The 26373-nt window shown below is 39.4% G+C and carries 25 protein-coding genes; 13 read left to right on the top strand and 12 right to left on the bottom strand.

Features of this window, described 5'->3' with window-relative positions; genetic code table 11:
* Positions 1 to 374: 374 nt before the first annotated feature.
* The 6 genes from ACSLUH_RS00660 (at position 375) to ACSLUH_RS00635 (ending at position 5785) form a co-directional block, all read left to right on the top strand.
* A complete protein-coding gene (locus tag ACSLUH_RS00660; RefSeq protein WP_448563533.1) occupies positions 375 to 773 on the top strand; it encodes an MAPEG family protein in 399 nt (132 codons plus the stop codon).
* Positions 774 to 984: 211 nt separating this feature from the next.
* A complete protein-coding gene (pheA, locus tag ACSLUH_RS00655; protein WP_448563531.1) occupies positions 985 to 2211 on the top strand; it encodes a prephenate dehydratase in 1227 nt (408 codons plus the stop codon).
* 153 nt (positions 2212 to 2364) lie between these two features.
* Complete coding sequence (locus ACSLUH_RS00650) at positions 2365 to 3153, top strand: DUF748 domain-containing protein (protein WP_448563529.1); 789 nt, start codon at positions 2365 to 2367, stop codon at positions 3151 to 3153.
* 237 nt (positions 3154 to 3390) lie between these two features.
* A complete protein-coding gene (locus ACSLUH_RS00645) occupies positions 3391 to 3981 on the top strand; it encodes a hypothetical protein (RefSeq protein WP_448563527.1) in 591 nt (196 codons plus the stop codon).
* Positions 3982 to 4079: 98 nt separating this feature from the next.
* Positions 4080 to 5597, top strand: a complete 1518-nt coding sequence (locus tag ACSLUH_RS00640) for a methyl-accepting chemotaxis protein (RefSeq protein WP_448563525.1) — start codon at positions 4080 to 4082, stop codon at positions 5595 to 5597.
* A gap of 26 nt (positions 5598 to 5623) precedes the next feature.
* Positions 5624 to 5785, top strand: coding sequence for a DUF3012 domain-containing protein (locus tag ACSLUH_RS00635; protein ID WP_448563523.1), 162 nt, complete (start codon positions 5624 to 5626; stop codon positions 5783 to 5785).
* Positions 5786 to 5813: 28 nt separating this feature from the next.
* Here ACSLUH_RS00635 and ACSLUH_RS00630 read toward each other — a convergent pair whose 3' ends face one another.
* The 4 genes from ACSLUH_RS00630 to acs form a co-directional block, all read right to left on the bottom strand.
* Positions 5814 to 6290 (bottom strand): thioredoxin domain-containing protein, encoded by a 477-nt coding sequence (locus tag ACSLUH_RS00630; RefSeq protein ID WP_448563521.1) that lies wholly within the window; start codon positions 6288 to 6290, stop codon positions 5814 to 5816.
* A 6-nt stretch (positions 6291 to 6296) separates the two neighbouring features.
* The gene (gene tyrA, locus ACSLUH_RS00625; RefSeq protein WP_448563519.1) at positions 6297 to 7436 is read right to left on the bottom strand and encodes a bifunctional chorismate mutase/prephenate dehydrogenase; all 1140 of its coding nucleotides are present in this window, start codon (positions 7434 to 7436) and stop codon (positions 6297 to 6299) included.
* Positions 7437 to 7446: 10 nt separating this feature from the next.
* Positions 7447 to 8535: a 3-deoxy-7-phosphoheptulonate synthase gene (locus ACSLUH_RS00620; protein WP_448563517.1), complete on the bottom strand. Its 1089-nt coding sequence runs from the start codon at positions 8533 to 8535 to the stop codon at positions 7447 to 7449.
* Between the two features lie 247 nt (positions 8536 to 8782).
* A complete protein-coding gene (gene acs / locus ACSLUH_RS00615; protein ID WP_448563515.1) occupies positions 8783 to 10732 on the bottom strand; it encodes an acetate--CoA ligase in 1950 nt (649 codons plus the stop codon).
* Positions 10733 to 11107: 375 nt separating this feature from the next.
* On the opposite strand from acs, the gene ACSLUH_RS00610 reads away from it, so the two are divergent.
* The 3 genes from ACSLUH_RS00610 (at position 11108) to ACSLUH_RS00600 (ending at position 14396) form a co-directional block, all read left to right on the top strand.
* Positions 11108 to 12727, top strand: a complete 1620-nt coding sequence (locus tag ACSLUH_RS00610) for a methyl-accepting chemotaxis protein (RefSeq protein WP_448563513.1) — start codon at positions 11108 to 11110, stop codon at positions 12725 to 12727.
* Between the two features lie 64 nt (positions 12728 to 12791).
* Positions 12792 to 13976, top strand: coding sequence for a hypothetical protein (locus tag ACSLUH_RS00605; protein ID WP_448563511.1), 1185 nt, complete (start codon positions 12792 to 12794; stop codon positions 13974 to 13976).
* A gap of 9 nt (positions 13977 to 13985) precedes the next feature.
* On the top strand, positions 13986 to 14396 hold the full coding sequence (locus tag ACSLUH_RS00600) for a type 2 periplasmic-binding domain-containing protein (RefSeq protein WP_448563509.1): 411 nt from the start codon (positions 13986 to 13988) through the stop codon (positions 14394 to 14396).
* A 73-nt stretch (positions 14397 to 14469) separates the two neighbouring features.
* On the opposite strand, the gene rplS is transcribed toward ACSLUH_RS00600, so the two are convergent.
* The 5 genes from rplS to ffh form a co-directional block, all read right to left on the bottom strand.
* Positions 14470 to 14823 (bottom strand): 50S ribosomal protein L19, encoded by a 354-nt coding sequence (gene rplS / locus ACSLUH_RS00595; protein WP_448563507.1) that lies wholly within the window; start codon positions 14821 to 14823, stop codon positions 14470 to 14472.
* Between the two features lie 13 nt (positions 14824 to 14836).
* A complete protein-coding gene (trmD, locus tag ACSLUH_RS00590; RefSeq protein WP_448563505.1) occupies positions 14837 to 15646 on the bottom strand; it encodes a tRNA (guanosine(37)-N1)-methyltransferase TrmD in 810 nt (269 codons plus the stop codon).
* Between the two features lie 3 nt (positions 15647 to 15649).
* Complete coding sequence (gene rimM, locus ACSLUH_RS00585) at positions 15650 to 16180, bottom strand: ribosome maturation factor RimM (protein WP_448563503.1); 531 nt, start codon at positions 16178 to 16180, stop codon at positions 15650 to 15652.
* A 22-nt stretch (positions 16181 to 16202) separates the two neighbouring features.
* A complete protein-coding gene (gene rpsP, locus ACSLUH_RS00580) occupies positions 16203 to 16451 on the bottom strand; it encodes a 30S ribosomal protein S16 (RefSeq protein WP_448563501.1) in 249 nt (82 codons plus the stop codon).
* A 244-nt stretch (positions 16452 to 16695) separates the two neighbouring features.
* Positions 16696 to 18078, bottom strand: coding sequence for a signal recognition particle protein (gene ffh, locus ACSLUH_RS00575; RefSeq protein WP_448563499.1), 1383 nt, complete (start codon positions 18076 to 18078; stop codon positions 16696 to 16698).
* Positions 18079 to 18272: 194 nt separating this feature from the next.
* Between ffh and ACSLUH_RS00570 the strand changes: the two genes are divergently transcribed.
* Both ACSLUH_RS00570 and ACSLUH_RS00565 read left to right on the top strand, forming a co-directional pair.
* A complete protein-coding gene (locus tag ACSLUH_RS00570) occupies positions 18273 to 19073 on the top strand; it encodes a cytochrome C assembly family protein (RefSeq protein ID WP_448563497.1) in 801 nt (266 codons plus the stop codon).
* Positions 19074 to 19143: 70 nt separating this feature from the next.
* Positions 19144 to 20430, top strand: a complete 1287-nt coding sequence (locus ACSLUH_RS00565; RefSeq protein ID WP_448563495.1) for an HlyC/CorC family transporter — start codon at positions 19144 to 19146, stop codon at positions 20428 to 20430.
* 848 nt (positions 20431 to 21278) lie between these two features.
* Here ACSLUH_RS00565 and ACSLUH_RS00560 read toward each other — a convergent pair.
* Together ACSLUH_RS00560 and gshA are read right to left on the bottom strand one after the other, a co-directional pair.
* Complete coding sequence (locus ACSLUH_RS00560) at positions 21279 to 21899, bottom strand: transglycosylase SLT domain-containing protein (protein ID WP_448563493.1); 621 nt, start codon at positions 21897 to 21899, stop codon at positions 21279 to 21281.
* 512 nt (positions 21900 to 22411) lie between these two features.
* The gene (gshA, locus tag ACSLUH_RS00555; protein ID WP_448563491.1) at positions 22412 to 23983 is read right to left on the bottom strand and encodes a glutamate--cysteine ligase; all 1572 of its coding nucleotides are present in this window, start codon (positions 23981 to 23983) and stop codon (positions 22412 to 22414) included.
* A 193-nt stretch (positions 23984 to 24176) separates the two neighbouring features.
* Between gshA and ACSLUH_RS00550 the strand changes: the two genes are divergently transcribed.
* A complete protein-coding gene (locus ACSLUH_RS00550) occupies positions 24177 to 24884 on the top strand; it encodes a TIGR01621 family pseudouridine synthase (protein WP_448563489.1) in 708 nt (235 codons plus the stop codon).
* Positions 24885 to 24925: 41 nt separating this feature from the next.
* On the opposite strand, the gene ACSLUH_RS00545 is transcribed toward ACSLUH_RS00550, so the two are convergent.
* The gene (locus ACSLUH_RS00545; protein WP_448563487.1) at positions 24926 to 25795 is read right to left on the bottom strand and encodes a LysR family transcriptional regulator; all 870 of its coding nucleotides are present in this window, start codon (positions 25793 to 25795) and stop codon (positions 24926 to 24928) included.
* 107 nt (positions 25796 to 25902) lie between these two features.
* On the opposite strand from ACSLUH_RS00545, the gene trxA reads away from it, so the two are divergent.
* Entirely contained in the window at positions 25903 to 26220 is a 318-nt protein-coding gene (gene trxA / locus ACSLUH_RS00540) for a thioredoxin (RefSeq protein WP_448563485.1), read from the top strand.
* Positions 26221 to 26373 lie beyond the last annotated feature (153 nt).

Here is a 26373-nt window from a genome sequence, read left to right as displayed (position 1 = left end):
AAATGCGAACACCCAAACCACCAATAGGGTGTTAAAGGCTATAACAACAGGAATAAAGTCAAAGACGATAGCTTTTTGCTAAGACCAAAGCTATCAAAATGTTAACAATGCTTCGATTATGCCATGCTTTTTTTAATTACTCTAGGGGCGATTCACTATAGCGTACTGCTATGCAATGCAATCGAGCATAAACTTTAGTGTGTTGAAAATTTGGCATCCAACAATTACCGTATTTCCTACTGAGAGCTAACCTTTTGTCAAATCAAATAAAAAGGACTACCAGTATAAAAATCAATTTACACTGCCACACATATCAGATAAATCTAATAGCAGTTAACAACCAACTCAATATCAACGCACATCAAGGATATTTTATGACATTACTGATTGGATGCTTAGTTATTGCGATGCTTTTTCCTTTGTTAAGCAAGGCTCCTTTAGCCATCGCTCAACAAAGAATGGGGCGTTACGATAATAACTACCCGAGAGAGCAACAAGCCAAGCTGACCGGTTTTGGTGCGCGAGCACTTGCTGGTCATCAAAACTCGTTTGAAGCGTTAATCCTGTTTGCTCCTGCAATATTGTTAGCAATTACGACCAATAATACCCACCAATACGTTGTCCAACTTGCGATAACATATATTATTTGCCGTTTTGCATACCATGTTTTCTATTTGACAAATTGGGGGCTACTTCGCTCGTTAGTTTGGATAATAGCTATCGTATGCAACTTCTTGATTGCATGGGAATGCTTAATCAACGCTTCACAATGATCGGAGGTTAAAAGAGGGTTAAGCAACTAAATATCATATTGCTATAGATAGATGGTATTCAATATAAAGAAACACTTGTCTTCATTTAATACCCTAGATAAAGTAGGACGATAAACGATAAAAAGCTGATTTTTTCTTTGAGGTTTCCCTGTTTGTGATGCTTTTTGTCGATGGTGCTTTTCATTAAAGCCTCCTTTAAGGAGGTTTTTTTATGGTAGTTATCACTACTTTCATTAGCAAAAACAAGGTAAATGACGTGAACGATGAATTAGATTTAAACCAGATCAGAGAGAAGATTACTCAACTGGACCAGCAATTATTAACGCTTTTTGCGCAGCGTCGCTCACTCACTTTGCAAGTCGCGAAAAGTAAAGCGCACCAAATTAGACCTGTACGTGATCAACAACGAGAGCAAGAACTACTCATTCGCCTAATTAATCAGGGGAAAGCGTTAGGACTTGATGCCCACTACGTCACTAGTGTCTTTCAAACCATCATTGAAGACTCAGTACTCAATCAACAAGCCTATTTACAGACCTTAGCGAATCCAAATATAGAAATGCCAACCGTCAGCGTCGCTTTTCTTGGTGATAAAGGCTCTTACAGTTATTTAGCAAGCCACCGTTACTTTTCGCGTCGAGCTGAAAAAATTATCGAATATGGTTGCCAAAGTTTTAATGACATTATGCAGCAAGTGGAATCAGGGCATGTAGATTATGGTATGTTACCGATAGAAAATACCAGCTCTGGTAGTATTAACGAAGTTTACGATTTACTCCAACATACCAATCTGTCGATTGTCGGAGAAATCACTCAACCTATTGCTCACTGCTTACTCACCGCAGTTAATACTCGACTCGACAACATCAAAACAATCTATGCTCATGGCCAACCGTTTACCCAATGCAGTAACTTTTTAGATAAGCAACAGGGTATCCGCATCGAATATTGTGAAAGTACCGCTGATGCTATGGCCAAAGTATATGAACTTCAACGTGATGACGTTGCGGTTATTGGCAGTGAAGAAGGCGGTAAGTTATATAATTTACATGCGTTAGAAAAGTCGATAGCCAATCAAAATGAAAATCACAGTCGTTTTATTTTAGTCGCGAGAAAACCTGTTGAAGTTGCTGAGCAAATCCCAGCCAAAACAGCCATTATCCTTGCAACTGGCCATCAACCTGGGGCCTTAGTTGAGTGCCTTGTTGTTCTGAAAGATAAAGGCATTAACATGTGTAAACTTGAGTCTCGCCCGATTCAAGGGCGACCTTGGGAAGAAATGTTTTATATTGATGTTGAAGCCAATATAAAATCAGTCGCCCTGCAAGAGGCAATATCGGAAATCACCCCATTAACAAACTTCATTAAAGTACTTGGTTGTTACCCTATCGAACATATCAATCCAACCAGTGTTCCAAGTAGTGCTATTAACAACTAGTCAAGTAAATATTGGGAGTGAAACCTACTTCATTCCCAATGAGTGCTATCTCTTTTTCAGGCTAAAATAAAAACACCAGTGGATAAAAAGTTCATATATACTAACCAAGTAAATATCTTCAATTATTACAACATCAACACAAAAGGAGTATGCGTGGTGAAAGTTATTGCATCAATCTTAGTTATCGTTCTATTGGCACTCGGTGGAGCACTTTGGTTTATTGCTGGAGGCTCTTTAAACGATTTTGTAAAAGCGCAAATTGAATCTGTTGGCCAACAGGTGACAGAACAAAAAGTCAGCGTTGAACTAGTTGATATTCGATTATCGGAGGGAGCTGGAACAATAAAAGGGTTAAACCTACCTAATCCACAAGGGTATGGTAGTCAAAATGCCTTCACCTTAGGTGAATCTACTTTAGACATCAATTTGGAAAGTTTAACTAAAACACCTATTGTGCTAGATGCTATCATAATTAAAAATCCTTCCGCCTACATCCAAGTCACTAAAGATGGAAACTCAAATATCAAAGATTTAATTGATGCGATAAAAAGAAACACTGGCACTTCGACAGCAACTAAAGAAGAAAATGCTTCAGGAAAAGAACCTTTTATTGCTGTTGATAAAGTCGTTTTAGCCGGTACACAGCTAACATTAGATTTGACTGACTTAGGTAATAAAGTGCATCAATTGACCTTACATGATATCAATCTAAACGGTATTGGCGGAAAGACTGGCTTACCAGCTAGTCAGTTAGGTAGTGAAATTATCAAGCAAGCCTTATCTGAGCTTTGGAAGCAAGCTAAGAAAGAACAAGAAGGCATTATCAAAGAGAAAATAAAAGCGAAAGTTGATGAAAAGGTTGAGGAATTAAAAGAATCAGCCAAAGATAAGCTAAAAGAAGAAGCCAAGAAGAAATTAGGTAAATTGTTTGATAACGAGTAATAGCATAACTTAGGGTGTGTTGCTCTTTGGCGGTTGTATTTGATTTGTATTACTTCATTTAAATCGTGCTGCTTGATAAACGCATAATTATGCTAAGCTCTAAGCAGCTTACAACCTCCTAAAAACAAATAAAAGCATAGACATAATAGTTTTAACAGGCTAACGTTTTATTAATTAAGATAAACACCGATAAATAAATCGACTACGTAGCTTGTCAGTTAAAAGGGAATACAAAAGATGATGAAAAAGATATTGCTGCCAATTATTTCATTAAGCATGATAACTATCGCTAGTAATTCTGCAGCTACTGAATTTGAAATTACACCCATTATTGGACAATCAATCGGTGAAGACTTAATTAGTGGTACTGGTGATGTCTCTGTTTCAACCGGCACGAATATTGGGCTAGGTATAGCTTGGCAAGATACACCGAATGGACAAGGACAAGTATTGTTTAATTACGTTACCTATGACTTTGACAGTGCTGCCGACAATAGCAAGCAATCTTTAGATATTTTATATACCCACTTTAACGGTATTGCCCAGTTTCGCCAACAAAATTACACCACGACCATGTCGATTGGCCTTGGTGGTTCAATGATCAAAAGTGATGACGAACAAGAAGTCTACCCATCAGCAACAATCGCAGTTGGTACCCAATATAAAATTAACGAAAGGATCAACTTTGTCACAGAAATAAGAGGCTACGCTACTTGGGTAGATAGAGATGACCTATTATTTTGTGATGACGCCACGTGCCATGCTCATTTTCGCAGTGGCGTTTTTAAAGAAGCCAATGTTTCGATAGGTGTTTCCATTAAGTTTTGATCAAGCGCAAAGCGAGATCTCTATAAGTGTTCTAGAATGGATAATATTGTATTGCATCAAAAATATGACATTGACTTTAAATTAATAACTTAAAAATAATGAACACAACTGAAAAATTCATCTACATTACCGATTTGAAAGGGCGTTATAGTTATGTCAATAATGCTTTTTGTAATTTGACCGGCTTTGACAGCGAGCATTTACTAACCACGGATAGCCGAGAGCTAACCGACCCACGAATGCCGAAAATTGTGATTGAAGAACTATCACATACCTTGAAACAAGGTTACTCATGGCAAGGGCTTTTGAGAATCAAATCAAAAGAAGGTAACAGCGTTTGGCTCGATGCATTTATTACCCCTCAATATGAAAAAGGTAATATCATTGGTTACCAAGCTATTGGGAAAATGGCTACCAACGAGCTTGTCGATAGAGCAAATAAACTCTACCAAGCATTAAATAACAATAACCGTTGGGCAACTTTTGAGATCACCAAGAATCATAAATTTATCTTTCTGGTGTTGTTGACGCTGGTCAGCCAAGCTTTCATCTTCTTTCATTGGGGTTTAATTAGTTCGATTATTGCCGCCTTTGGTGCAATGGCGCCTATTGTGATTTTTTGGCAAGACATTATCCCTACCGCGATTCGTGCCCAAAAAATGCAAAATGTTTACGATTCTTTTTCAAGAAACGTCTATTTTGGCCAAGGCACTGCTAGCGTCTTTGATTTTAATTTTTCGATGATTAAAACAAAGTTAAAAGCAATTTTAGAACGTACAAAGGACGCAGCAACCCCAATAAAGCAGGTATTAGCTAACGTCATGTCTGGTGTTGAACTCACTAGAAAAAACCTGCAACAACAACAAGAAAAAGTCGACTTATTAGCAGAAGCAATGACCCAGATGCAAGCATCTACATCAGAGATCGCTAGCAGTACGGTAACCGCTGCCAGTGATATTGACGATACTTACCAACAATGTGAAGCCGCCAAAGAAACCATTAACGATACCACTCGTAAAATCAAACATTTAGCATTAGCGGTTGAAAATGCATCAAGCTCCGCAGGTAATTTAACTGAGTCTGCGAATAATGTCGGTGCTTTGATGGAAGATATCCAGTCGATTGCTGACCAAACCAACCTGCTCGCACTTAACGCAGCCATAGAAGCGGCTCGAGCAGGTGAACAAGGCAGAGGATTTGCTGTTGTCGCAGATGAAGTGAGAAGCCTGTCTTCACGAACCCAAGATTCTGCCAAACAAATCCATGAGCGCTTATCGTTAATGCTATCGACAATTGAAGATTGGGTTCAACTGATGCTGCAAAACAAAACGGAAGCAGAACTTTGTGTAGATAATGCTGAGATGTCGAATGAAAAAATTAATCAAGTTGTAGAGCAACTTGAAAAAATAAACGATGCTTCAAATCAAGTTGCAGCGGCGGCTGAGGAACAAAGCCAAATATCAACCCAAATGCATCATGATTTGGGTGAAGTCAAATTAACCATTGAACAGACTTGGCATCAAACCGATAATGTCAGCGAGCAAATGCATACATTGGAAAAAAGTGTTGAAGAAATTGCCAACGTTGCACAAACTTTTATACCTAACAACAAATAACTCAAACAATCATTTATGGAGAAGTAATGAAAAAAGCATTGCTAGTATTAATATCAGGTTTAATCCTAACCGCTTGTTCACCGGAAGTGGGCAGCGAAAAATGGTGTGAAAAACTAAAAGAAAAGCCAAAAGGGGATTGGACAGCTAACGAGGCTGCCGACTATACCAAGCACTGTGTTTTCAAATAATATTGCGCACATCAAACAAAAGAGGCGTTTAGCCTCTTTTGTTTATTATCAAGTCAAGGTTGGTAACTAAACTCCCCTCAGGTTTCTCAATAATTCGCCCTAGCTCAACCCCTTGTTGATAGACAATAATTGTCGGTGTATACCTAACATCGTGTGCCTTAGCTCGACCATTAGGCTCGATTTTAGTGAAATCGAGCGCTATCAGCTTCGTTTCAAACCGTCCATCAACAATTTTTAATAGCCTAGGCACTTCTCTGACGCTGTCATGACACCAAGTACCAAAATAAACCTCAAGCTTAAGGTCTTTAGGCCAACGATTAATGATTTCTCGCTCTTTATTAGAAACAAGATAGCCCTTATGCTCTTGGTTAAAGTCTGGGTATTCTACTAACAGGGATAACGATGAAATATCACCGATTGCCATTGTTGGATTAACTGTGCTACAGCCAATATTGCTTAGCGATAACAGAGTCGTAATCGTAATAATTCTTAAATTTTTAGTCACAAAACATTAATCTTTTTTGAGTTCATTGGCCTTTAATAACATGCCTTTACTCTCATGTAAAAATATTTCAGCATAGTCCCCAAACCAATCAGCGACTTGTTCAAAAACTTTGACAAAAGCGTCCTTGTCGCCCATTTCAACATCTTCTAATAATTCTAAAAAGCGATAAGCGAAACGCTTCATCATACCAATATTATCGTGGTTAGCGAAAATGATATCGGTATATAAAATGGGGTCTTGCGCAAACAATCGTCCGACCATTATCAGTTCAAGTCGATAAATAGGTGAACTCATTTCAACGAGCTGACCAATATCCGCACCTTCAGTCATTAAATGGTAACCATAAGCAATCGTTGAAAAATGACGCATAACCTGCACCATCGACATCGCTTTATCATGAGCTGCTGCATTAACAGGATAAATTTTAGCTCCCCATACTTGAAATTGCTCGATTAACCATTGATAAGAGGCTTTTTCACGCCCTTCACAGACAATAATAGTCTGTTTGATTAACCCAGCAACATCTGGTCCGAACATCGGATGTAGCCCAACAACCGGGCCAGAATGGACCTTCATCATTTCAAATAAAGGCGACTCTTTAACACTGGTAATATCCGCCAAAATGCATTCTGGAGATAAGGTCGAAAGACGACTAATGATCATATTGGTAAAACGAATTGGAACGGCAACGATCACTAAACTTGCATCAGCAAGAATACTATCGGAATGTTGCCAATCATCCTTTTCTAATGTCGCAACCTGATAGTCTGAGCGTTGAAATAAATCAACAAAAACGCTTCCTAGCTGTCCTTCGCCTCCGATAATGACAACTTTTTTGCAAGCAGGATTTACGCAACGATAACCACTAGCGTCCTGACTCACATAGGAGTCTCTCATCAGTCTGCGTAGCACATCTTCAATAAGATCTGCCGATAGGCCAACCTGCTCAGCTTGTTTGCGGCGCATATTAATGAGTTGAAGCTCTCGATCGGGAGCATATATAGGCATACCGACCTTAGATTTAAGCGCCCCGACCTTTGATGTTACGGCTCTTCGCTTTGCTAAAAGATTAACTAACTCACTGTCAATCGTATCGATTTCAGATCGCAAACTAGCCAATGCTTCGCTAATATCCATATTTTCCATCGTCTTTCACTTAACGAATTCTGTCATTTAAAACTTGCTGTAGTTTACTATTCATACCAGCAATTAGTCGTTCTGTTTCTTCAAAGCTAATACAAGCATCTGTCACCGAGACCCCATACTTTAACTGATCTTTTGCCTGTTCTGCACTTTGATTTCCTTCATTTAAGTGACTCTCAAGCATAATACCGATAATTGAACGATTACCCTCGATGATTTGATTAACAACATTTTCTGCCACTAGCGGCTGACGGCGATAATCTTTATTTGAATTTCCGTGAGAGCAATCAATAACAATGCTTGGTGTTATACTATGATTAACCAGTGCTTGTTCACATAGCGCAACATTAACGGAATCATAATTAGGTTGCTTTCCACCGCGCAAAATGACATGACCGTCAGGGTTTCCAGAAGTCGTAATTAACGCAACCTGCCCTTGACGATTAATGCCCATAAACCGATGTGCTGAAGCAGCGGAATGCAAAGCATTAATAGCAACGTCCAAACTACCATTGGTACCATTTTTAAAACCAATTGGCATTGATAAACCACTTGCCATTTCTCGATGTGTCTGAGACTCAGTTGTTCGGGCGCCAATGGCAGACCAACTAAATAACTCAGCTAAATACTGAGGGCTTATTGGATCAAGCGCTTCAGTTGCTAGTGGTAAGCCTATATCGGTTAACGACAGCAGTAATTCGCGTGCCGTCTTAAGACCAGTTTCAACATCAAATGAACCGTCCATATGCGGGTCATTAATTAACCCTTTCCAGCCAACAGTGGTTCTTGGTTTTTCAAAATACACCCTCATGACGATATACAAACTATCATTATACTGATCATGTAACTGTTTTAGCTTACGCGCATAATCTTTCGCTGCTTCGACATCATGAACTGAGCAAGGACCTGCGATAACCAGCAGCCGAGGATCTTTTTTATGAATGATATTAGAAATAATTTGACGAGATTGACGGACAAATGCTCTTCCTTGTGGTGAGAGCGGTAGTTGACTACGTAATTCATTAGGTGTCATTAACACCTGCTCAGCATTAACGTGTATATCATTTAGTTTGCTACGATGAGCGTTGGTTTCCTGTGACATAATACTTCCAAAAACTTAACAGCGAGTCTGATAACTATAGATGATGGCGACTAAGCAAATCTTAGATACCACTTTCGCAAGCGACTCCCCTACCATCTATAAAAAAACAAATCGTAAACATTTATTTACTACATTTGTAATGATAATTTTACGATTATTTTTAATCAAAGGAAAGTATGTTTTGAAAAAAAAGAAGCGCTCGTGGCGCTTCTTTTTAATAGCTGTACTCATTTGAAAAACAGAAATATTATGACGCTTGATGAATAATTCGACGAGCAATAAGATCTTCGACAACAGACGGATCTGCCAACGTGGATGTATCACCAAGGGTATCGAGATCATTTTCCGCTATTTTACGCAGAATACGACGCATTATTTTACCTGAACGTGTCTTAGGAAGACCTGGTGCATATTGAATATAATCAGGCTTTGCGAAGCGACCAAGCTCTTTTGCAACAAACTCAGTAAGCTCTTTGATCAATTCTTCTGACTCACTCGCATTACTCATCAAGGTTACATAAGCATATACTCCCTGCCCTTTGATTTCGTGAGGGTAACCAACAACAGCCGCTTCAGCTACTGCAGGATGTAGCACAAGTGCACTCTCTATTTCGGCAGTTCCAAGTCGATGACCTGAGACATTTAACACATCATCGACACGCCCAGTAATCCAGTAAAATCCATCTTGATCACGGCGAGCACCATCACCGGTAAAATAGTTACCAGGATACTGACTTAAATAGGTTTCATAAAAACGCTCATGATTACCATAAACGCTACGAAGCTGTCCTGGCCAGCTTCCTGTCATCACTAACAGGCCTTGATTTTCACCTTCTAACGTATTGCCATCTTTATCAAATAATGCCGGCTTGACGCCGAAAAATGGCTTTCCTGCTGCACCTGGTTTCATATCAACGGCACCTGGTAAGGAAGTGATCATGATACCGCCAGTCTCAGTTTGCCACCATGTATCAACAATAGGACATGCGGATTTACCAACGATTTCGTAATACCAATGCCATGCTTCCGGGTTAATAGGCTCACCAACCGTACCTAACAAACGAAGCGATGATAAATCATAGCGATTAACAAACTCATCACCGACACTCATTAGAGCTCTTATCGCGGTAGGAGCCGTGTAAAAGATATTGACCTTGTGTTTTTCACAAACTTGCCAAAACCTGCCCGCGTCTGGGTATGTCGGTACGCCCTCAAAAACAAGTGTTGTTGCTCCATTGGCAAGTGGTCCATAAAATATATAGGAATGACCAGTTATCCAACCTGCGTCAGCAGTACACCAATAAATATCACCATCTTGATAATCAAAAACATATTTATGAGTCATTGCCGCGTATAAAGAATAACCGCCACAAGTGTGTAATACGCCTTTCGGTGTTCCTGTTGAGCCAGAGGTATATAGGATAAATAAAGGGTCCTCTGCATCCATAATTTCTGGTTCACACTCTGTCGACATTGTCGCCACGGCTTGCTGGTAATGAACGTCGATATCACTATTCCAGTGAATATCTCCTCCTGTTCGCTCAACGACTATCACCGAATGCACATCAGGGCACTCAGTAATTGCAGCATCAACATTAGCTTTAAGTGCAATAGTACGACCGCCTCGAAGACTCTCATCAGCAGTAATCACCACTTGACAATTTGCATCCACAATACGTGCTCTAATCGACTCGGTTGAAAAGCCACCAAATACGACCGAGTGAATCGCACCAATACGAGCACATGCCAACATTGCGTATCCAACTTCAGGGATCATTGGCATGTAAATACATACCCTATCGCCTTTTTTAACACCGCGTTCTTTTAATAAATTAGCCATTCGGCAAACGTTATCATGCAGTTCTTGGTAGGTAATTTTTAAATCTTGGCTCGGATCATCGCCTTCCCAAATAATAGCGACATCATTTGCTTTTGAAGGTAGGTGCCTATCGATACAATTATAGCTGACATTCAGTTGACCTCCTTTAAACCAATTAATGTTAGCTGTAGCCAAGTCAGACTCACAGACTTTATCCCATGGCTTATACCAATCAAGAAACTTATTAGCTTGTTCCGCCCAGAACTCTTCAGGTTGCTCTATCGATTGTTGGTACATCGTTTCATACATTGTTGACGTAATATGCGTTTTTTCCTTTGCTTTAGCATGCACTGGATAACAGCTTTTTAGTTCATTCATAAAAAATCCCTCACCTTCAACTCTACACTTATATTGTCTTAGTTATTTTTGTTAAGCAGCTTTCAGCACTTAATACTCGCAAGCTACATAGATGCTCAATATCTTATAGCAACTAAGCGCAATAGACTACTCAACTAAAGTCGAATACTGAGTTAATAAGTCCATAAACCGTTGCAAGTAATGACCTAAAGAGCTCCCCTTTCAATAAGAATCTCCCATTAATCAAATTTTTAGTGAGATATTTGTTTATTTACGTTTGCTTTTGCCTACATAATTAAATTTCCTAAAGAAAATATATAAAAAGAAGAATAAATTTTTACACTTCTTGTAAATATGTTCTACATTTTAAAGAGATGCAGAGAGAGACCACTATTTATGAATTTCTTAAATAAACTTTCAATTACAAAAAAAATCTATTTGATCCCTGTGATCGGCTCTATCAGTTTCATAATTTTTTTAACGCTATCGACGATAACGGCTAATCAAAATGTCGCGGCGATATCCCATGCCAAAGATGTACAATTTCCCGTAGTACAATATTCAAAAGAAGTGTCAGTTTCTATCATCCGTATCTCAGAAATGCTTAATAGCGCGGTAACCACAGGGGAAGCAGATGCAATCGCAAGCTCTGATAAACTAGCACAGCAAATTGCCGAAACGATAGAAAAAATTGGTCGTATTTCCCCTGAATTTAATGCTGATAAGCAACGCTTGGCAAATCAGTTTCAAGATTACTACAGCAAAGCTAAAACCTTATCATTAGGAATGATTCAAGAAACTGTTGATTTTGAAAAACTGCCTACCATGGGCAAAGAGATGAATGAAGCCTTTGAGCTTGTTACCAAAACGGTCGCCGACTTCAACCAAAATAATGTCGATATCTTTGAAAAAGAAATCTCTGAAGCCAATACGGCCGCTGAAAATTTGGTGACTACGGGTTACGTTATGGGGTTTATCACGATAGCCTTACTCTTTGGAGCCGCTGTACCAATTATTTCAGGGGTAACTTCTTCTTTAGCTAATGTAATTAACTCGCTAAGCGATCTTGCTGATGGTGAAGGAGATTTGACGGTTAGGTTGGAAGCGAAAACAGAGGATGAGGTAGGTGAACTGGTTCGCTGTTTTAACCGCTTTATCGAAAAGCTACAACATACCATCAAGCAAGTGGTCGAAATAGCATTGCCGTTATCTGAAATGGCGTCAACCGTTAGTGCTACAGCCGAAGAAACCAGCAACATAACCATGGTACAGCAGCAAGGTGCCAACAATGCAAAAGAAGCGGTAGAAAATTTAAATATTAGTGTTCACAGTGTCGCGGATAACGCCGCGCAAGCAGCATCTGCTTCAACTGAAACCTCAAAAATATCTAAAGATGGCGCAGATGTTGTTGATAAAACGGTTAATACAATTCATCAACTGGCGTCGACCGTTGAACGCTCATCAGATGTAATCGATCAACTTGATAGTGACGCTAATCAAGTTGGCGTTGTGTTAGACGTGATTAGAGGTATTGCAGAACAAACCAACTTGTTAGCGCTCAATGCCGCAATTGAAGCTGCTCGCGCAGGCGAGCAAGGACGAGGCTTTGCTGTTGTTGCTGATGAAGTGCGCACGCTTGCTTCTCGTACACAAGAATCTACCATTGAAATTCAAAATACTATTGAGAAACTGCAAGCGGCAGCCAAAGAAGCAGTTAATGCGATGAGTAGTGGTAAAGAGCTCGCTGATCACAGTGTAGAGCATGTTAGCGCTGCGGGACAATCACTTGAGGCAATAACGGCGTCTGTCGCTCAAATAAACGCGATGACTGCTGATATTGCCAATGCGACGGAGGCGCAATCTGAATCGGCTATACAAATTGTTTCTCATGTAGACGAAATAAGCTTAAGTACTACGCAAACTCATCAAGCTTCAGAAGAATTGGCGACAGTTAGTGCAGATTTAGCTCATTTAGCCAATGATCTAGAAGTCATCGCCAAAGGATTCAAAGTATAAATAATCAAAGCAATGTCATGCGGTAAAATTTGCTTTATGTCCAAAACGACGGGGAGTTAAATTTATGAAAATAACACGTACGGGTGTCCTCGGTATAACGTTACTGTTCACCACAACAAGTTATGCAGATATTACTTTTAATGGCTTTGCTTCTATCAGGGCCACGCACAATAGTACCGATGGTGGTAATGTACCTTACAACAGTTTTTCTGATGAAGGAGAAATTAGTTTTAAAGATGAATCATTGTTTGGTTTACAAGGTAGAGCGGAACTATCAGACGGTTTATCAGCAACCATTCAACTGTACGCAGAAGGTAAAAATGACTTTGAAGTAGATGCCAGATGGGCTTATCTTTCTTATGAACTAAACGATGCACATCAAGTAAACATTGGCCGCTTTGCCAACCCTGTATTTCATCAATCAGAATATGAAGTTGTCGGTTATGCCCATAACTTTTCACGACTACCAAAAGCAGTTTACAACGGGTTTGAATTCTCTACGGTAGAAGGTATTTCTTTAGACAGCACATTTTTTATTGGCGATTACACCCTGACCACAAAAGCGCTATATGGGAATTGGGATGGTAGTGTCTTTATTGCCGTCGTAAACAAAGATGTTCCTCTTGGTTTTAAAGATATTTTTTCCTTCAATGCAACGCTAAGTGGTGATTGGTGGAAAGTATTCGCTGGAGGGTTTATTACAGAACTTGATGGCCGAGACTTTGATCAACAAGCGGTATTCCCGGCCGTCAATGCTTTTGTCGACATGGCTCGTGAGGGCGGAGCATCACAAAGCTCAATTAACGACTTTTATCATGCCATTGGTTGGGACACAAAAGACGGGTTATATTCTTTTGCAGGATTTAACATTAACTATAATGACTGGATTGTAGATTTTGAATATGCTTATTATGGCGTCGATGATTCAAGCGATGGTTACAATGACACTTGGTATTTTGCCGTAGGCCGACGCTTTGATGATATTGTCGTCACCGTGCATGCTGAAGAGTTCGCTCAAGATACCGACTTTGGTGTTTTTGACCACCTAAACAATAATTTTCTTCGAACTGTTGCCGAAAACACGCAAGCCTCATTAGCCGCTCGAGAGTTTGATGGTTATGGAGTTTCGCTACGTTACGATTTTCACCCGAGCGCAGCATTTAAGTTAGATTACTTTAGTGGTGAAGATACCCGCGCATCAGTTGGAGATTATTCAATCATTTCCGCTGGCATTGATTTAGTATTTTAGGAGATAACGATGAAAATTTTACGTCAATTGACTTATATACTACTCGCAACTTTACCGATGGTTTCATTTGCAGGCGTGGTAATCGTTCATCCATCAAATGGTGCTGCGTTAGACTCCTCTGCTATCAAAAAAGTATTCTTAGGCAAAAGTAAATCATTTCCAGATGGCGCACAAGCGGTACCGCTTGATTTGGAAGGTGGTGATGTCCGTGAGCAATTTATTAACTCCATGCTCGGCAAATCTGAGAGTCAACTTAAAGCCTATTGGTCTAAATTAATATTTACAGGTAAAGGTCAAGCACCTAAAAGCGTAGCGAGTGAAGCAGAAGCAGTAAAATTGGTCAGCCAAAATCCTAACCTGATTGCTTATGTCAGTGATGGTGCGGTCAATGACTCAGTGAAAGTTGCCGCTAAATTTTAACGTAAAAAAACCTGCAGCTAAGCTGCAGGTTTTCTTGTCTGGATATTGAGCTATTGTTTGCCAAAGGCAACAATTATTTTTTAGCCAACTTCTCTTTGATACGAGCTGAACGGCCAGAACGCTCACGAAGATAGTAAAGTTTCGCTTGGCGAACATCACCACGACGTTTAACTTGGATTGAATCAACGATTGGGCTGTGAGTTTGGAACACACGCTCTACACCAACACCACTCGAAATTTTACGAACGGTGAACGCAGAGTTAATACCACGATTCTTAACAGCGATAACAACACCTTCATATGCTTGAAGACGTGTTTTATCACCTTCTGTAACTTTTACTTGTACAACAACAGTATCGCCTGGAGCGAACGCTGGTACATCTTTCTTTAATTGCTCTTGCTCGAGCATTTCAATAATTTTACTCATAATTACCTTCTTCCTAGGGTTCACAGTCATCAACAGGTCGAGCTTTCGCTTTTATTTGCGCTAACATCTTTTCCTGTTCTGCTGTCAGAGCTAGGTCAGTTAATAGTTCTGGTCTTCTAGTCCATGTTCTTTCTAGTGATTGATACAAACGCCACTGGCGAATTTTTTCATGATCTCCACTCAATAGCACTTTAGGAACTTCTTTCGAATCTCCCGATAAGGTATCAAGTACCTCTGGCCGAGTATAGTGAGGACAATCTAACAATCCATTCGAAAATGAATCCTGCTCTGCAGATAAATTGTGTCCCAATACACCAGGCACGTACCGTGCTATGGCATCAATTATTGTCATCGTTGGCAGTTCACCACCACTTAGGACATAATCACCAACCGACCACTCTTCGTCTATATCAGACTCGATCAGTCGCTCATCAATCCCTTCATAACGACCAGCAATAAAAATTAGTCGGTTATGTTGGGCGAGTTCATGAACACCCGCTTGTGTCAATTTTTTGCCTTGGGGCGACAAATAAATTACTTTCGCCGCTCCGCCGTGCTCTTGTGCCGCCTGCTTCGCCGCTGCTATAGCGTCTCGTAAAGGCTGCACCATCATCAACATACCTGGCCCACCACCATAGGGGCGGTCATCAACGGTACGATGACGATCCTGGGTAAAATCTCTTGGGTTCCATGTTTGAAACTCAATTAACCCATTTCTTATTGCTCGGCCGGTTACCCCATGCTCTGTGATAGCGCTAAACATCTCAGGAAACAAGCTAATCGCTCCAACCCAAAGGTGTGTATTTTTATTGCTATCACTCACTAACTAAAAACCTGGATCCCAGTCAACACATATTTGTTTAGTTTCAATACTCACCGATTCTACCACTTGATCAAAAAGATAAGGAATTAACCGCTCTTTTTTACCAAATGCGTCATTTCGGTTCGCTTTGACAACAAGTACATCATTTGCGCCTGTTTCTAATAAATCAGACACTACACCGAGGTCGTAACCTGATGAGGTAATAACTTGCAACCCGATGAGATCTCGCCAATAAAACTCACCTTCCGGTAATTCTGGCAATGCCTCTTCGTTAATCACAATATCAGAACCAACCAAAGTTTGTGCTTGGTCTCTATCATCAATGCCGCCAACCTTAACAATAAGTCCATTGTTATGTTTGCGCCAATCGGTTATTTCAACTTGCTGTAATTTATTTCCTAATTTTAACGACCAAGGAAAGTAGTCAAGTATGGCTTCTTGTTCATCTGTAAACGAATGAATCTTTAACCACCCTTTAATACCGTAGACTGCGCCTACTTTTCCAAGGGTAACTGCACTTTCTTTCGCGACCACGATGACTCCTAAAACCTATTAATTAAGCTGCTGCTTGAGCGTCTTTAACTAATTTGGCCACACGATCAGATACAGCTGCACCTTGACCAACCCAGTGGTTGATACGATCAAGATCTAAGCGTAACTTTTCTGCTTGACCTTGTGCTGTAGGGTTGAAGAAACCAACTTTCTCGATGAAACGACCATCGCGAGAGTTACGGCTATCTGCAACAACAACCTGATAGAATGGACGCTTCTTAGCGCCGCCACGAGCTAAACGAATGGTAACCATATCGTCCTCTATTATTTAAGTGTTAAACGAATTTTCCAGACACTTCCCATCACCTGGGTGACAGAAAAGCTCGCGTATTCTACGCTTTTTTGCGGAAAAAGCAAGTAATCCCCTGCTTTTATATCAGTGAAATATCTTTTTTCGATAGTGATAAAAAAGGCTTATATGTTACATAAGCCTTGGCAATAAAAAAATGTTAGTTATTCGTTGGTTGCAACGAAATTAGCTGACAATGCTATGCTCGCTATTTTCTGCCGAACATTCCGCCCCCCATTCCACCTGGCGGCATCATTCCTTTCATCGAGCGCATCATTTTCTGCATGCCACCTTTACCTGACATCTTTTTCATCATTTTTTGCATTTGGGTAAACTGTTTAAGCAACTTATTAACGTCTTGTATTTCTGTACCTGAACCTGCCGCGATTCTGCGTTTACGAGATCCTTTGATAATTTCAGGTCGTTGACGTTCACCCGGCGTCATTGAATTAATAATCGCTTCCATTTTCACCGTTACTTTATCGTCCATTTGTCCTTTAACTTGCTCAGACAAATTCCCCATTCCAGGCAGCTTGTCCATTAAGCCCATCATGCCCCCCATATTCTTCATCTGAACAAGTTGCTCTCGGAAGTCTTCAAGGTCAAACCCTTTGCCACTCTTAACCTTTTTGGCAAGTTTTTCAGCTTTTGCACGATCAACTTTTTGCTCCACTTCCTCAATGAGGGACAACACGTCTCCCATACCAAGAATACGAGAAGCGATTCTATCTGGATGAAAAGGCTCCAATGCATCAATTTTTTCGCCCACCCCCATAAACTTAATCGGCTTACCGGTAATATGGCGAATTGAGAGCGCAGCACCACCTCTGGCATCACCATCAGTTTTGGTTAAGATCACACCAGTCAACGGAAGTGCATCATTAAAGGCCTTGGCTGTATTAGCCGCATCTTGCCCGGTCATCGCATCGACGGTAAATAAGGTTTCGACAGGGTTAATCGCTTTATGTAGCTCTTGGATCTCTGTCATCATTTCACTATCGACATGCAAACGGCCGGCTGTATCTACAATAAGGACATCAAAAAATTGCTTTTTGGCATGTGCTATTGCAGCATTGGCAATATCAATAGGTTTTTGGCTAATATCACTTGGGAAGAACTCAACGTCTATTTCCTTAGCCAAAGTCTCTAGTTGTTTAATCGCTGCGGGTCGATAGACGTCGGCACTAACCACCAAGACTTTCTTTTTTTCTCTATCCTTTAGAAATCGAGCTAATTTTGCTACAGACGTCGTTTTACCGGCACCTTGTAGGCCCGCCATTAGCACAATTGCCGGTGGAGTCGCTTTCAAGTCAAGCGCTTCATTCACTTCCCCCATGGCAACTTCGAGCTCTTTCTGAACGATTTTTACGAAAACCTGCCCCGGTGTTAAACTTTTTGAGACATCTTGCCCGACAGCACTTTCTTTAACCTTGGCAATAAATTCTTTGATAACGGGTAAAGCAACATCAGCTTCAAGTAACGCCATTCGCACTTCACGCAAGGTTTCTTTAATATTATCTTCAGTCAAGCGACCTCGGCCGCTAATATTCTTCAAGGTTTTGGTTAAACGATCGGAGAGATTTTCAAACATGGATGACTCAACAGTTACTAGATAATAAATACTGCCCTCTATTATACGTGTCAGACAAATTAGCGAAAGGATAAATTTTACTCGTCATTGTCCGTTTAACATAAAACATAGACAAATAGTGATTGGGGCTAGTATCACAGCAATAATCTGATAAAATCATCTGACTGTTTTTAATGACTTGAATGGAGTCTCTTTTGGAACTGTTTTCGCTTAGCTTAATTGTATCCATGTTAAGCTACTTTATAGCCGCGGTTGCAGTGGTCAATCGCCTGTTCCATGAAAAAGGCCCGAATATCATTTTTGTCCTATCATTTGCAATGATAGGCGTGATAGCGCATTTAGTTTCTATCAACTTACTATTGTTTACTCAATCAAGTATTGATTTTGCCTTACCAAACGTCATTTCACTGGTGAGCTTAGTGATTGCTGTCACCATAAGTGCATTAGCCTTAAAATATAAAGTTAATTTACTATTGCCAGTAACCTACGGCTTTGCCGGGATATGGCAAATTGTCATGTTAATTATTCCACACGGTAACCAAATCCCATTAACGACCGATAAACTCGCTTTATTTAGTCACGTATCATTGGCCCTAATAGCCTATTGTGTGTTGATTATTGCTACTTTATTTGTTTTCCAAGTCGTCTACATTAACTACAAACTAAAAAGTAAAAACTTAACCGCTGTTACTCATTTACCTCCGCTGATGCAAGTTGAAGGACAGCTATTTACCTTATTGGCAATCGGCACCTTTACTCTATTTATTAGTCAGTTAACTGGTTTAATGTTTTTAGATAACTTCTTTAGTAAAGACAATGCACACAAAACCGTGCTATCGCTAATGGCTTTACTCATTTATAGCTGGGTAATATGGCGACACTATAAAGAAGGGGTTAGAGGTCATAGAGTGATGGTTTTAACGATTATCGCGACGTTTTTACTAACTTTGGCTTACTTTGGCAGTCGTTTTGTCAAAGAATTTCTCTTATTCTAGCTTTTAAGGTATAAATACACTTTAGATGTTGAATAACAAAAACATAGTTAACTCATTATAGGAACCCTTTTTGGACAGCGTCTCAACACAATTATTGTTTGTCATTTTAGGCATATTGATTTTCATTTCTGCATACTTTTCTGGTTCAGAAACAAGCATGATGTCATTAAACCGTTATCGTTTAAGACATTTAGAAAAGCAAAATCACCGGGGAGCGAAGCGTGTTAGCAGGCTTCTCAGTCGTCCAGACAGGCTTATCGGCCTGATACTTATTGGTAACAATCTCGTCAATATTGCTGCTTCAGCAATTGCAACCATCATTGGCATGCGATTATTTGGAGATGTTGGCGTGGTCTATGCGACATTTATCCTCACACTAGTCGTTTTAATTTTTGCTGAGGTCACACCAAAAACCTTAGCGGCACTTTATCCGGAAAAACTGGCCTTCCCAAGCTCGATTATCTTAACAGGCTTACTAAAAGTGCTCTTTCCTATCGTTGTTTTGGTTAACGGTATTACCAATGGCTTTTTAGCGCTTTTGCGCATTAGCCAAGAACAAAGGGAACAACACAGTCTCAGTACAGAAGAGTTAAGAACGGTGGTTAATGAATCGACCGCCCTGCTCCCTGAGCGAGATCAAAACATGTTGGTTGGTGTACTCGATCTTGAAAATGTAACCGTTGAAGACATTATGATACCTCGAAGTGAACTAGTGGGTATCGATATCAATGAGGACTGGAAAAAAATTCAAAAACAGTTAACACAATCGACACACACTAGAGTATTACTTTATCGCGATAGCATTGACGATGTGGTTGGCTATATTCACATGCGCGATGCGCTTAAGTTACTCTCGAAAAATCAGTTCACAAAAGCAACCTTGTTACGTGCAGTACGTGAGCTCTATTTTATACCAGAAGGCACTCCGCTAAACGTGCAACTATTAAAGTTTCAACGAGCAAAAGAGCGACTGGGTTTAGTGGTCGATGAATATGGTGACATCCAAGGGCTAGTAACACTTGAAGATATTCTTGAAGAAATCGTTGGTGAATTTACCACCAGCATGACGCAAGCACCTAGCGAAGAGCTGTCAAGACAACCTGATGGCAGTTACCTCGTTGATGGTGGTGCTAGTATCCGAGAGATCAATAAAGAAATGAATTGGCACTTTCCAACAGACGGCCCTAAAACGTTAAATGGTCTAATTGTCGAGGTGTTAGAAGATATTCCTCAAGCCAAGTTAAGTGTTCGCATTGCCGGTTACCCTGTTGAAATAATTGATGTTACCGACAACATGATTAAGACAGTACGTATCATGCCCGAATATTATATCGGCCAGCAAGAGAGTGACGCCTAGTTAAACGAGCGTCATAGTTTTGTACTATTGCTGGCAGAACCCTCGCGATTGAACTTGGTTGAACTTTGTTGAACTTAGCTACCTTTTCTCTCGGTACTTGTGATACGTTCAATCACTCTAATCACCATAGATCGACAAAAACAACGCTACAGTTAAACAATCCACTTCAAGGCATCAATAATCTGTTTGTTACTTCTATCGCATCTCAATTTATATAACCTAAGGTTAAATAGCTAATTTCTTGATTGGTTCAAAATTGTATTGGGCTGATCCGCATTAATGTCAAAGTAAACTCCGATGCTCAATGCACCAGTGTGCAATGCCAACTCGTAGCCACTTATCTTATTATATTTACATTGCTTATCCTGAAAATAAGCTTTTACTGTGGATAACAGGTCAACCGGCAAAATTTACACACAAAGTTATCCACAGACCACTAGTACTCAATAACATTTCCACAATTTCTGTGGATAACGAATTCCAGACCAGTAAAATAACGTACTGTAATTTTGCAAACCTTTTTTACGAAAAAATGAAGTTTTTTTTACGCCTATTTTGGAGCGCTGACAATTCAAGCGTTTACAGTAAATCCTTAATATTGCGAATTTTATTTGGCAAGAAAAATGCTTATTTAAGAGGGATATTTTTTACAAACTAGGCGTTCATTACCAAAGGTGACGTTTAAACAAAAATTGTTAAACCATTAGAAAAATGTGAATGTTCAACTACCAACTTGAATCCAGATATTTACCATCAATTTAGCGGTTTATTCTTCCACTTCCGTGTGATAATAACAACTTATTAACAACCACTGATCTTTTTAAGTAGGCAAGCCTCATTTTCTATCATTAGCCAAAAAATAGACGCCATAACCAGCTTCGATCTAAATCTTGCTCACATGATTTTAGCTGACCACTATATTGACGGGCTCGATTATCAACCTTACGGGCAACTTTAACTAACCAATTTTTACTTTTATAGGTTTTACGCTTAAAGCCACCCCACCCCTCATGATAGTTAAGGTACTGATTATAAGCGTCCCACTTTGACACTTTATTGACTCGTTGTGTTTTAAAAATAAACCAAGCCATAAAGTCTATCGCATCATCAAAATCATCGCGATCAGCGCCTGAATTTCCGGTTTCTTTAATATAGTCATCCCAAGTCATTGTTTTGGCTTGTGAGTAGCCGTAAGCCGTACTAACCCGACCCCAAGGAATAAAACCAAACAAATAGTCTCTTGGCGGTAAAGCATCAGAGCGAAACGAACTTTCTTGATACATCATACTCATTGGGACGTGTATAGGCACTCCCCAACGCTCCCTCGCTTCCTTAGCTGCAAAATACCAATCACGGTGCTCTCTAAATATTTCACATAAATTTTCAGGATTTTTTGGCGGGGGTGTAGCACAAGAGCTAACAAAAATCACGGTGATAAAAATGACGACTAGCTTTTTAAAGTAAACCATATTTTTAAATACATCTCCGCCAACACAAACAATTAATAGTATATCTAAACGCTCTTATATAGTGCCTGAAATTGCCAATTTTTAAAAATAATAAAAATAAATATATTTTTTGAACTTTATCGAATTTAGCCTATCTGAGTTTATAAGACATGATAGTTGTGTTTTCCCTTGAACATCTTTTAAGCACGTGATTACGTGCTTTTTTTTTACCTATAAATTGTTGAGTAAAAATTTAAGATTAAAATTACATTTTATTTGAACTTTTTGAATGTATGTCACTCTTACATAATGAGAGGCTTTAATTTCCCTTAGTGTTTCATGTTTTATAGCGCATCTAAATGATGCGCTTTTTTTATACTTATCCTGATAAAAAATAAACACAAAAAAAATAGAACAAAAAATGAACTAACACTGAGAACCCGAGTCATACTATTCGAGAAGCAAAATTTACCTCCCTGGACTGCTTTCTTAATCTATAGCGCGTTTAATAACGCGCTTTTTTTTGTCTGATATTATTGATTGAAATATTGCGTTAAAAAATCATCGAAATTTAATGTATCCGCGCTTTCAATACTCTGCTGCTCTTTAACGGAGCATTGCGCTTGCGCAATAAAGTACTCTCTATCAAACAGTTGATAATTTCTTTGCGTTAACTCATCTCGATACTGTTTTGCATTTGCCAATGCAAGCTGAGATAAACTTCCGTCTTCTTCTACGAGATATTTAACGAGTTTTGCCGATGGCGTTAAAGACGGATCAATTAACTTATCTTTTTCTAACAACAGTGCTGATTGATATTTAGTAGACTTATTAGCTTTATCAAGCAATATCGCGATGGCACTCATCTCTTCAAGCAGCTCTAGTCCCCATTGCTTAACCGATTTACTTTGCATACCATCATTGAGCATTAATGCTGGATTTCTGCCATTAACCACGACTTGATTCATATTATCTTGTAATTGAGCATGCTGGGGTTGATCTAAATCGGCACTTGGTTTTAATGCACAAAATGTTAGAAATATTTCTAAGAATAAAATTTGTTGCTTATCAATCCCCGTTATTGAAAATGGATTAACGTCGAGTGCTCGCACTTCAATGTACTCTACTCCTCTTGCCTTCAATGCTTGTGAGGGTTTTTCTCCTGATAGGGCAACTTGCTTTGGTCTAATGGGCGCGTAAAGCTCATTCTCAATTTGAAGAACATTACTGTTTAATTGTTGATAGTTTTCACCAACTTTTATCCCTATCGCCTTAAATTTTTGAGAAGGCAAGTTGATAGCGTCTTGCACGCCCTTAACGTAACTTTCTAAGCTGTTATAACAAATATGCAAAGAAGATTGTTCACTATTGGTATAACCTAGATCACTCATGCGTAAAGATGTTGCATGCTCCAAATATAGATAACCTCTCGGTGATTTTTTAAACGGCAAATTTGTTTCTTTACCTTTTAAAAAAGAGGGGCAAATTGCTGGAGAACTTCCGTATAAATATGGAATTAACCATGCAAAGCGTTTGTAATTCCTTAACACAGCAAAGTACTTATCAGAGATGTAATCTTGTTGTGACAGGTTACTTTGTTCAATTGATTGATATACTTGCCAGAATTTTTGAGAAAATGAAAAGTTGAAATGCACGCCGGCAATTACTTGCATCATACTGCCATATCGATTTTTAAGCCCTTGTCGATAAGTTGTTTTCATTCGACCTATATTCGATGTGCCGTAATACGCTAACTCAATATCATCTTCTTTCTCAACAAAGCAAGGCATACTCATTGGCCAAAGGAGTTCTTCACCAATCTGCTCTACGGTAAACTTCTGAATATCCTCTAGTTGCGATATCACCTGCTCAGGGCTGTGGCTCACTGGTGTGATAAATTCTAATAAGGGTTCAGCATAATCAGTAGTTATATGTGGGTGAGTTAAGGCGGCGCCTAGTCCTGGATAATGTCTTTGCTGGGACAGTTTTCCTTCAGCTAACACTCTTAAAGCTTCTCGTTCAACACCATAACCACTATGAGTTAAAGCATTACTATTTTCATCCAACTCAAAAGCTGAAAGTAATTGACTGTATGTAAGTGACAAAATATTCCCTTAAGCATTTCGCTTTAACGATTTACCTAACTTTGTGGCGGTAATTCTACATTTCAATGGCAGTATAATAGAAAAATAAATGTAAGTATTAATTACAATCTAAATGAGCGTTAAGATAATTTACAGAAAATGTACGAAAATTCCCTTACAATATCGTCTATTACCTTGAATATATAAATGTCCTATGGATAACTTCTCCTTACCTTCTCAAATTAACATTGTCCACGATGAGCAAGATTTCATCATCGTGAGTAAACCTGCAAATATCAGCTTCCATGATGAAGGTAACGTGGGACAAGGGTTATTTTCTCTCGTTAAAAAAAGTATAGCGCTAGATGAGCTCTACCCTGTCCATCGTCTCGACAAAATGACGTCAGGACTCGTTATCATGGCAAAAACACTCGAGTGTGCACGCTGGTTTCAGCATGCTTTTGAGCACCACCTTATCGAGAAGTATTATATTGCGTTAAGCTCGCATAAGCCTATAAAGAAACAAGGGCAGATCAAAGGAGATATGGCAAAAGCTCGAAGAGGCATGTGGAAGTTATTGCGAAGCACAAACAACCCAGCGATAACACAGTTTTTTAGTTACAGCGTCAAAGCGAACTTACGGTTATTCGTTTTAAAACCTTACACAGGAAAAACCCATCAACTTAGGGTTGCACTTAGTAGTATTGGTGCTGCCATTGCAGGTGATAGCTTATATGAAAGTAATAATACCGCTGACCGAGGTTACCTTCACGCTTATGGCTTAAGGTTTATTTATCAAGGACGACAATTAGAATACCTGCTACCTCCAGAAGATGGTGAGTTGTTTCAATTAAATGACTGCAAATCATTGTTAGACAATTTAAAAGCGCCATGGCAACTTGAATGGCCAAAGAAAATATAGTGCTTATGCGTGTTACCATTTCCAGTTAAGTCTAGTGCCAATTAACTGAGTGTACCGATGTGACTTTGAACAAAATCAAGAAATACTCGAGTTTTTTGCGGAATACTTCGACTTTGATACAGTACGCTAAGTTGTTGAGCAACAGGTGCACTGCCAATATTTAATCGCTGCAGTTGGTGCCGGTGATTGCTGACTAGGTAATCAGGAAATACCCCGACACCTAAATTTTCTTTAACCGCACTTAAACGCATTTCAGGACTCGTTAACACGATACGTTCCTTAACATAAATAGCTTCGATAGTATTTCCCGCTCTAAAAAACCAAGGTTTTCCAGGAGAAGACTGCACACAATTGACTTCTTCTAGCTGTTTTACCGAGCTAATTGATGCCAGATTAAATAAATTGCCGGCATATAACGATTGAGGAAAGCTCAATAAGTTTTTTCCAATCCACGAAGCGTGATTCAATGGCTGCTCATGTAAGATGAAAATTAGATCGTAATTACTATCTTCTTCAGGAATAGCTTGACTGTAATGATGACAAATAATTTCAATCTCAGCGAAGTTTTTAGCAAACTTTGCTATTAACTCTGTAAATAATTGACTAAAAAACTCTAAGGGCAATAACACTTTTAGCTGTCCTCTGGGATAACCTTGAAAGTTGCCAACTAACTCACTGGCTGAATTAAGTGCGTCAATGTGCGGTTTAACGGACTGATGCAATAATCGACCTGACTCGGTCAATACCAGCTTGCGCGTGGTTCTTATCATTAACTGACTACCTAAGTGCTGCTCTAACTGCGCTAAACGACGGCTTAATTTTGACTTAGGGATAGATAAATGATTAGCAGCTTTAGTCAATGAGCCTTGCTCAACAACGGCAACGAAATAATGCAAATTATCAAGTGACATAAGAACCAATTGTTTCACTAATAGAACAAAGAATCCTATTAGACTCACCTAATAAAGTAAAGTATGGGTTGTTATAGTGCGCAAAACCTAACGAAGAGGAAAAAGGTATGGAAAAAGTTAACAGCATTAGCCAAGATGATTTCGAACAACAAGTCATTGCGCATTCGGGAAAAGTACTTGTCGATTTTTATGCTCCTTGGTGTGGACCTTGTAAAATGATCGCACCTATTGTCGAAAAAATTGCTAATGATCACAGTGACATAAAAGTGGTTAAAGTTGATAGTGATCAAGCCACAGATCTAATGACTAAGTATGGCATTCGTGGAATTCCAACACTTTTACTGATAGAAAATGGTGAACTTATTGATCGAAAAGTAGGTGCTGCCTCGCTCTCTCAAGTAAAAGCCTTTATCGAGCGTCAATAAAATTTGACGCTTGTAGGGGGGATTTTATTGACGCCAACTAATGGGCCCCAATTATGCCGTTCTGATTATTGAGTTTGAAATTAGCTGCACAAGCAATGTCACTATTGAACAAAAATACCTTAACAGCATGGCTAACGAATTACTTTCCAGCGT

The sequence above is a fragment of the Thalassotalea ganghwensis genome (assembly GCF_053485795.1).
Note: the sequence above shows the minus strand (reverse complement) of the source record. Positions and strands in the feature narration are given on the sequence as shown.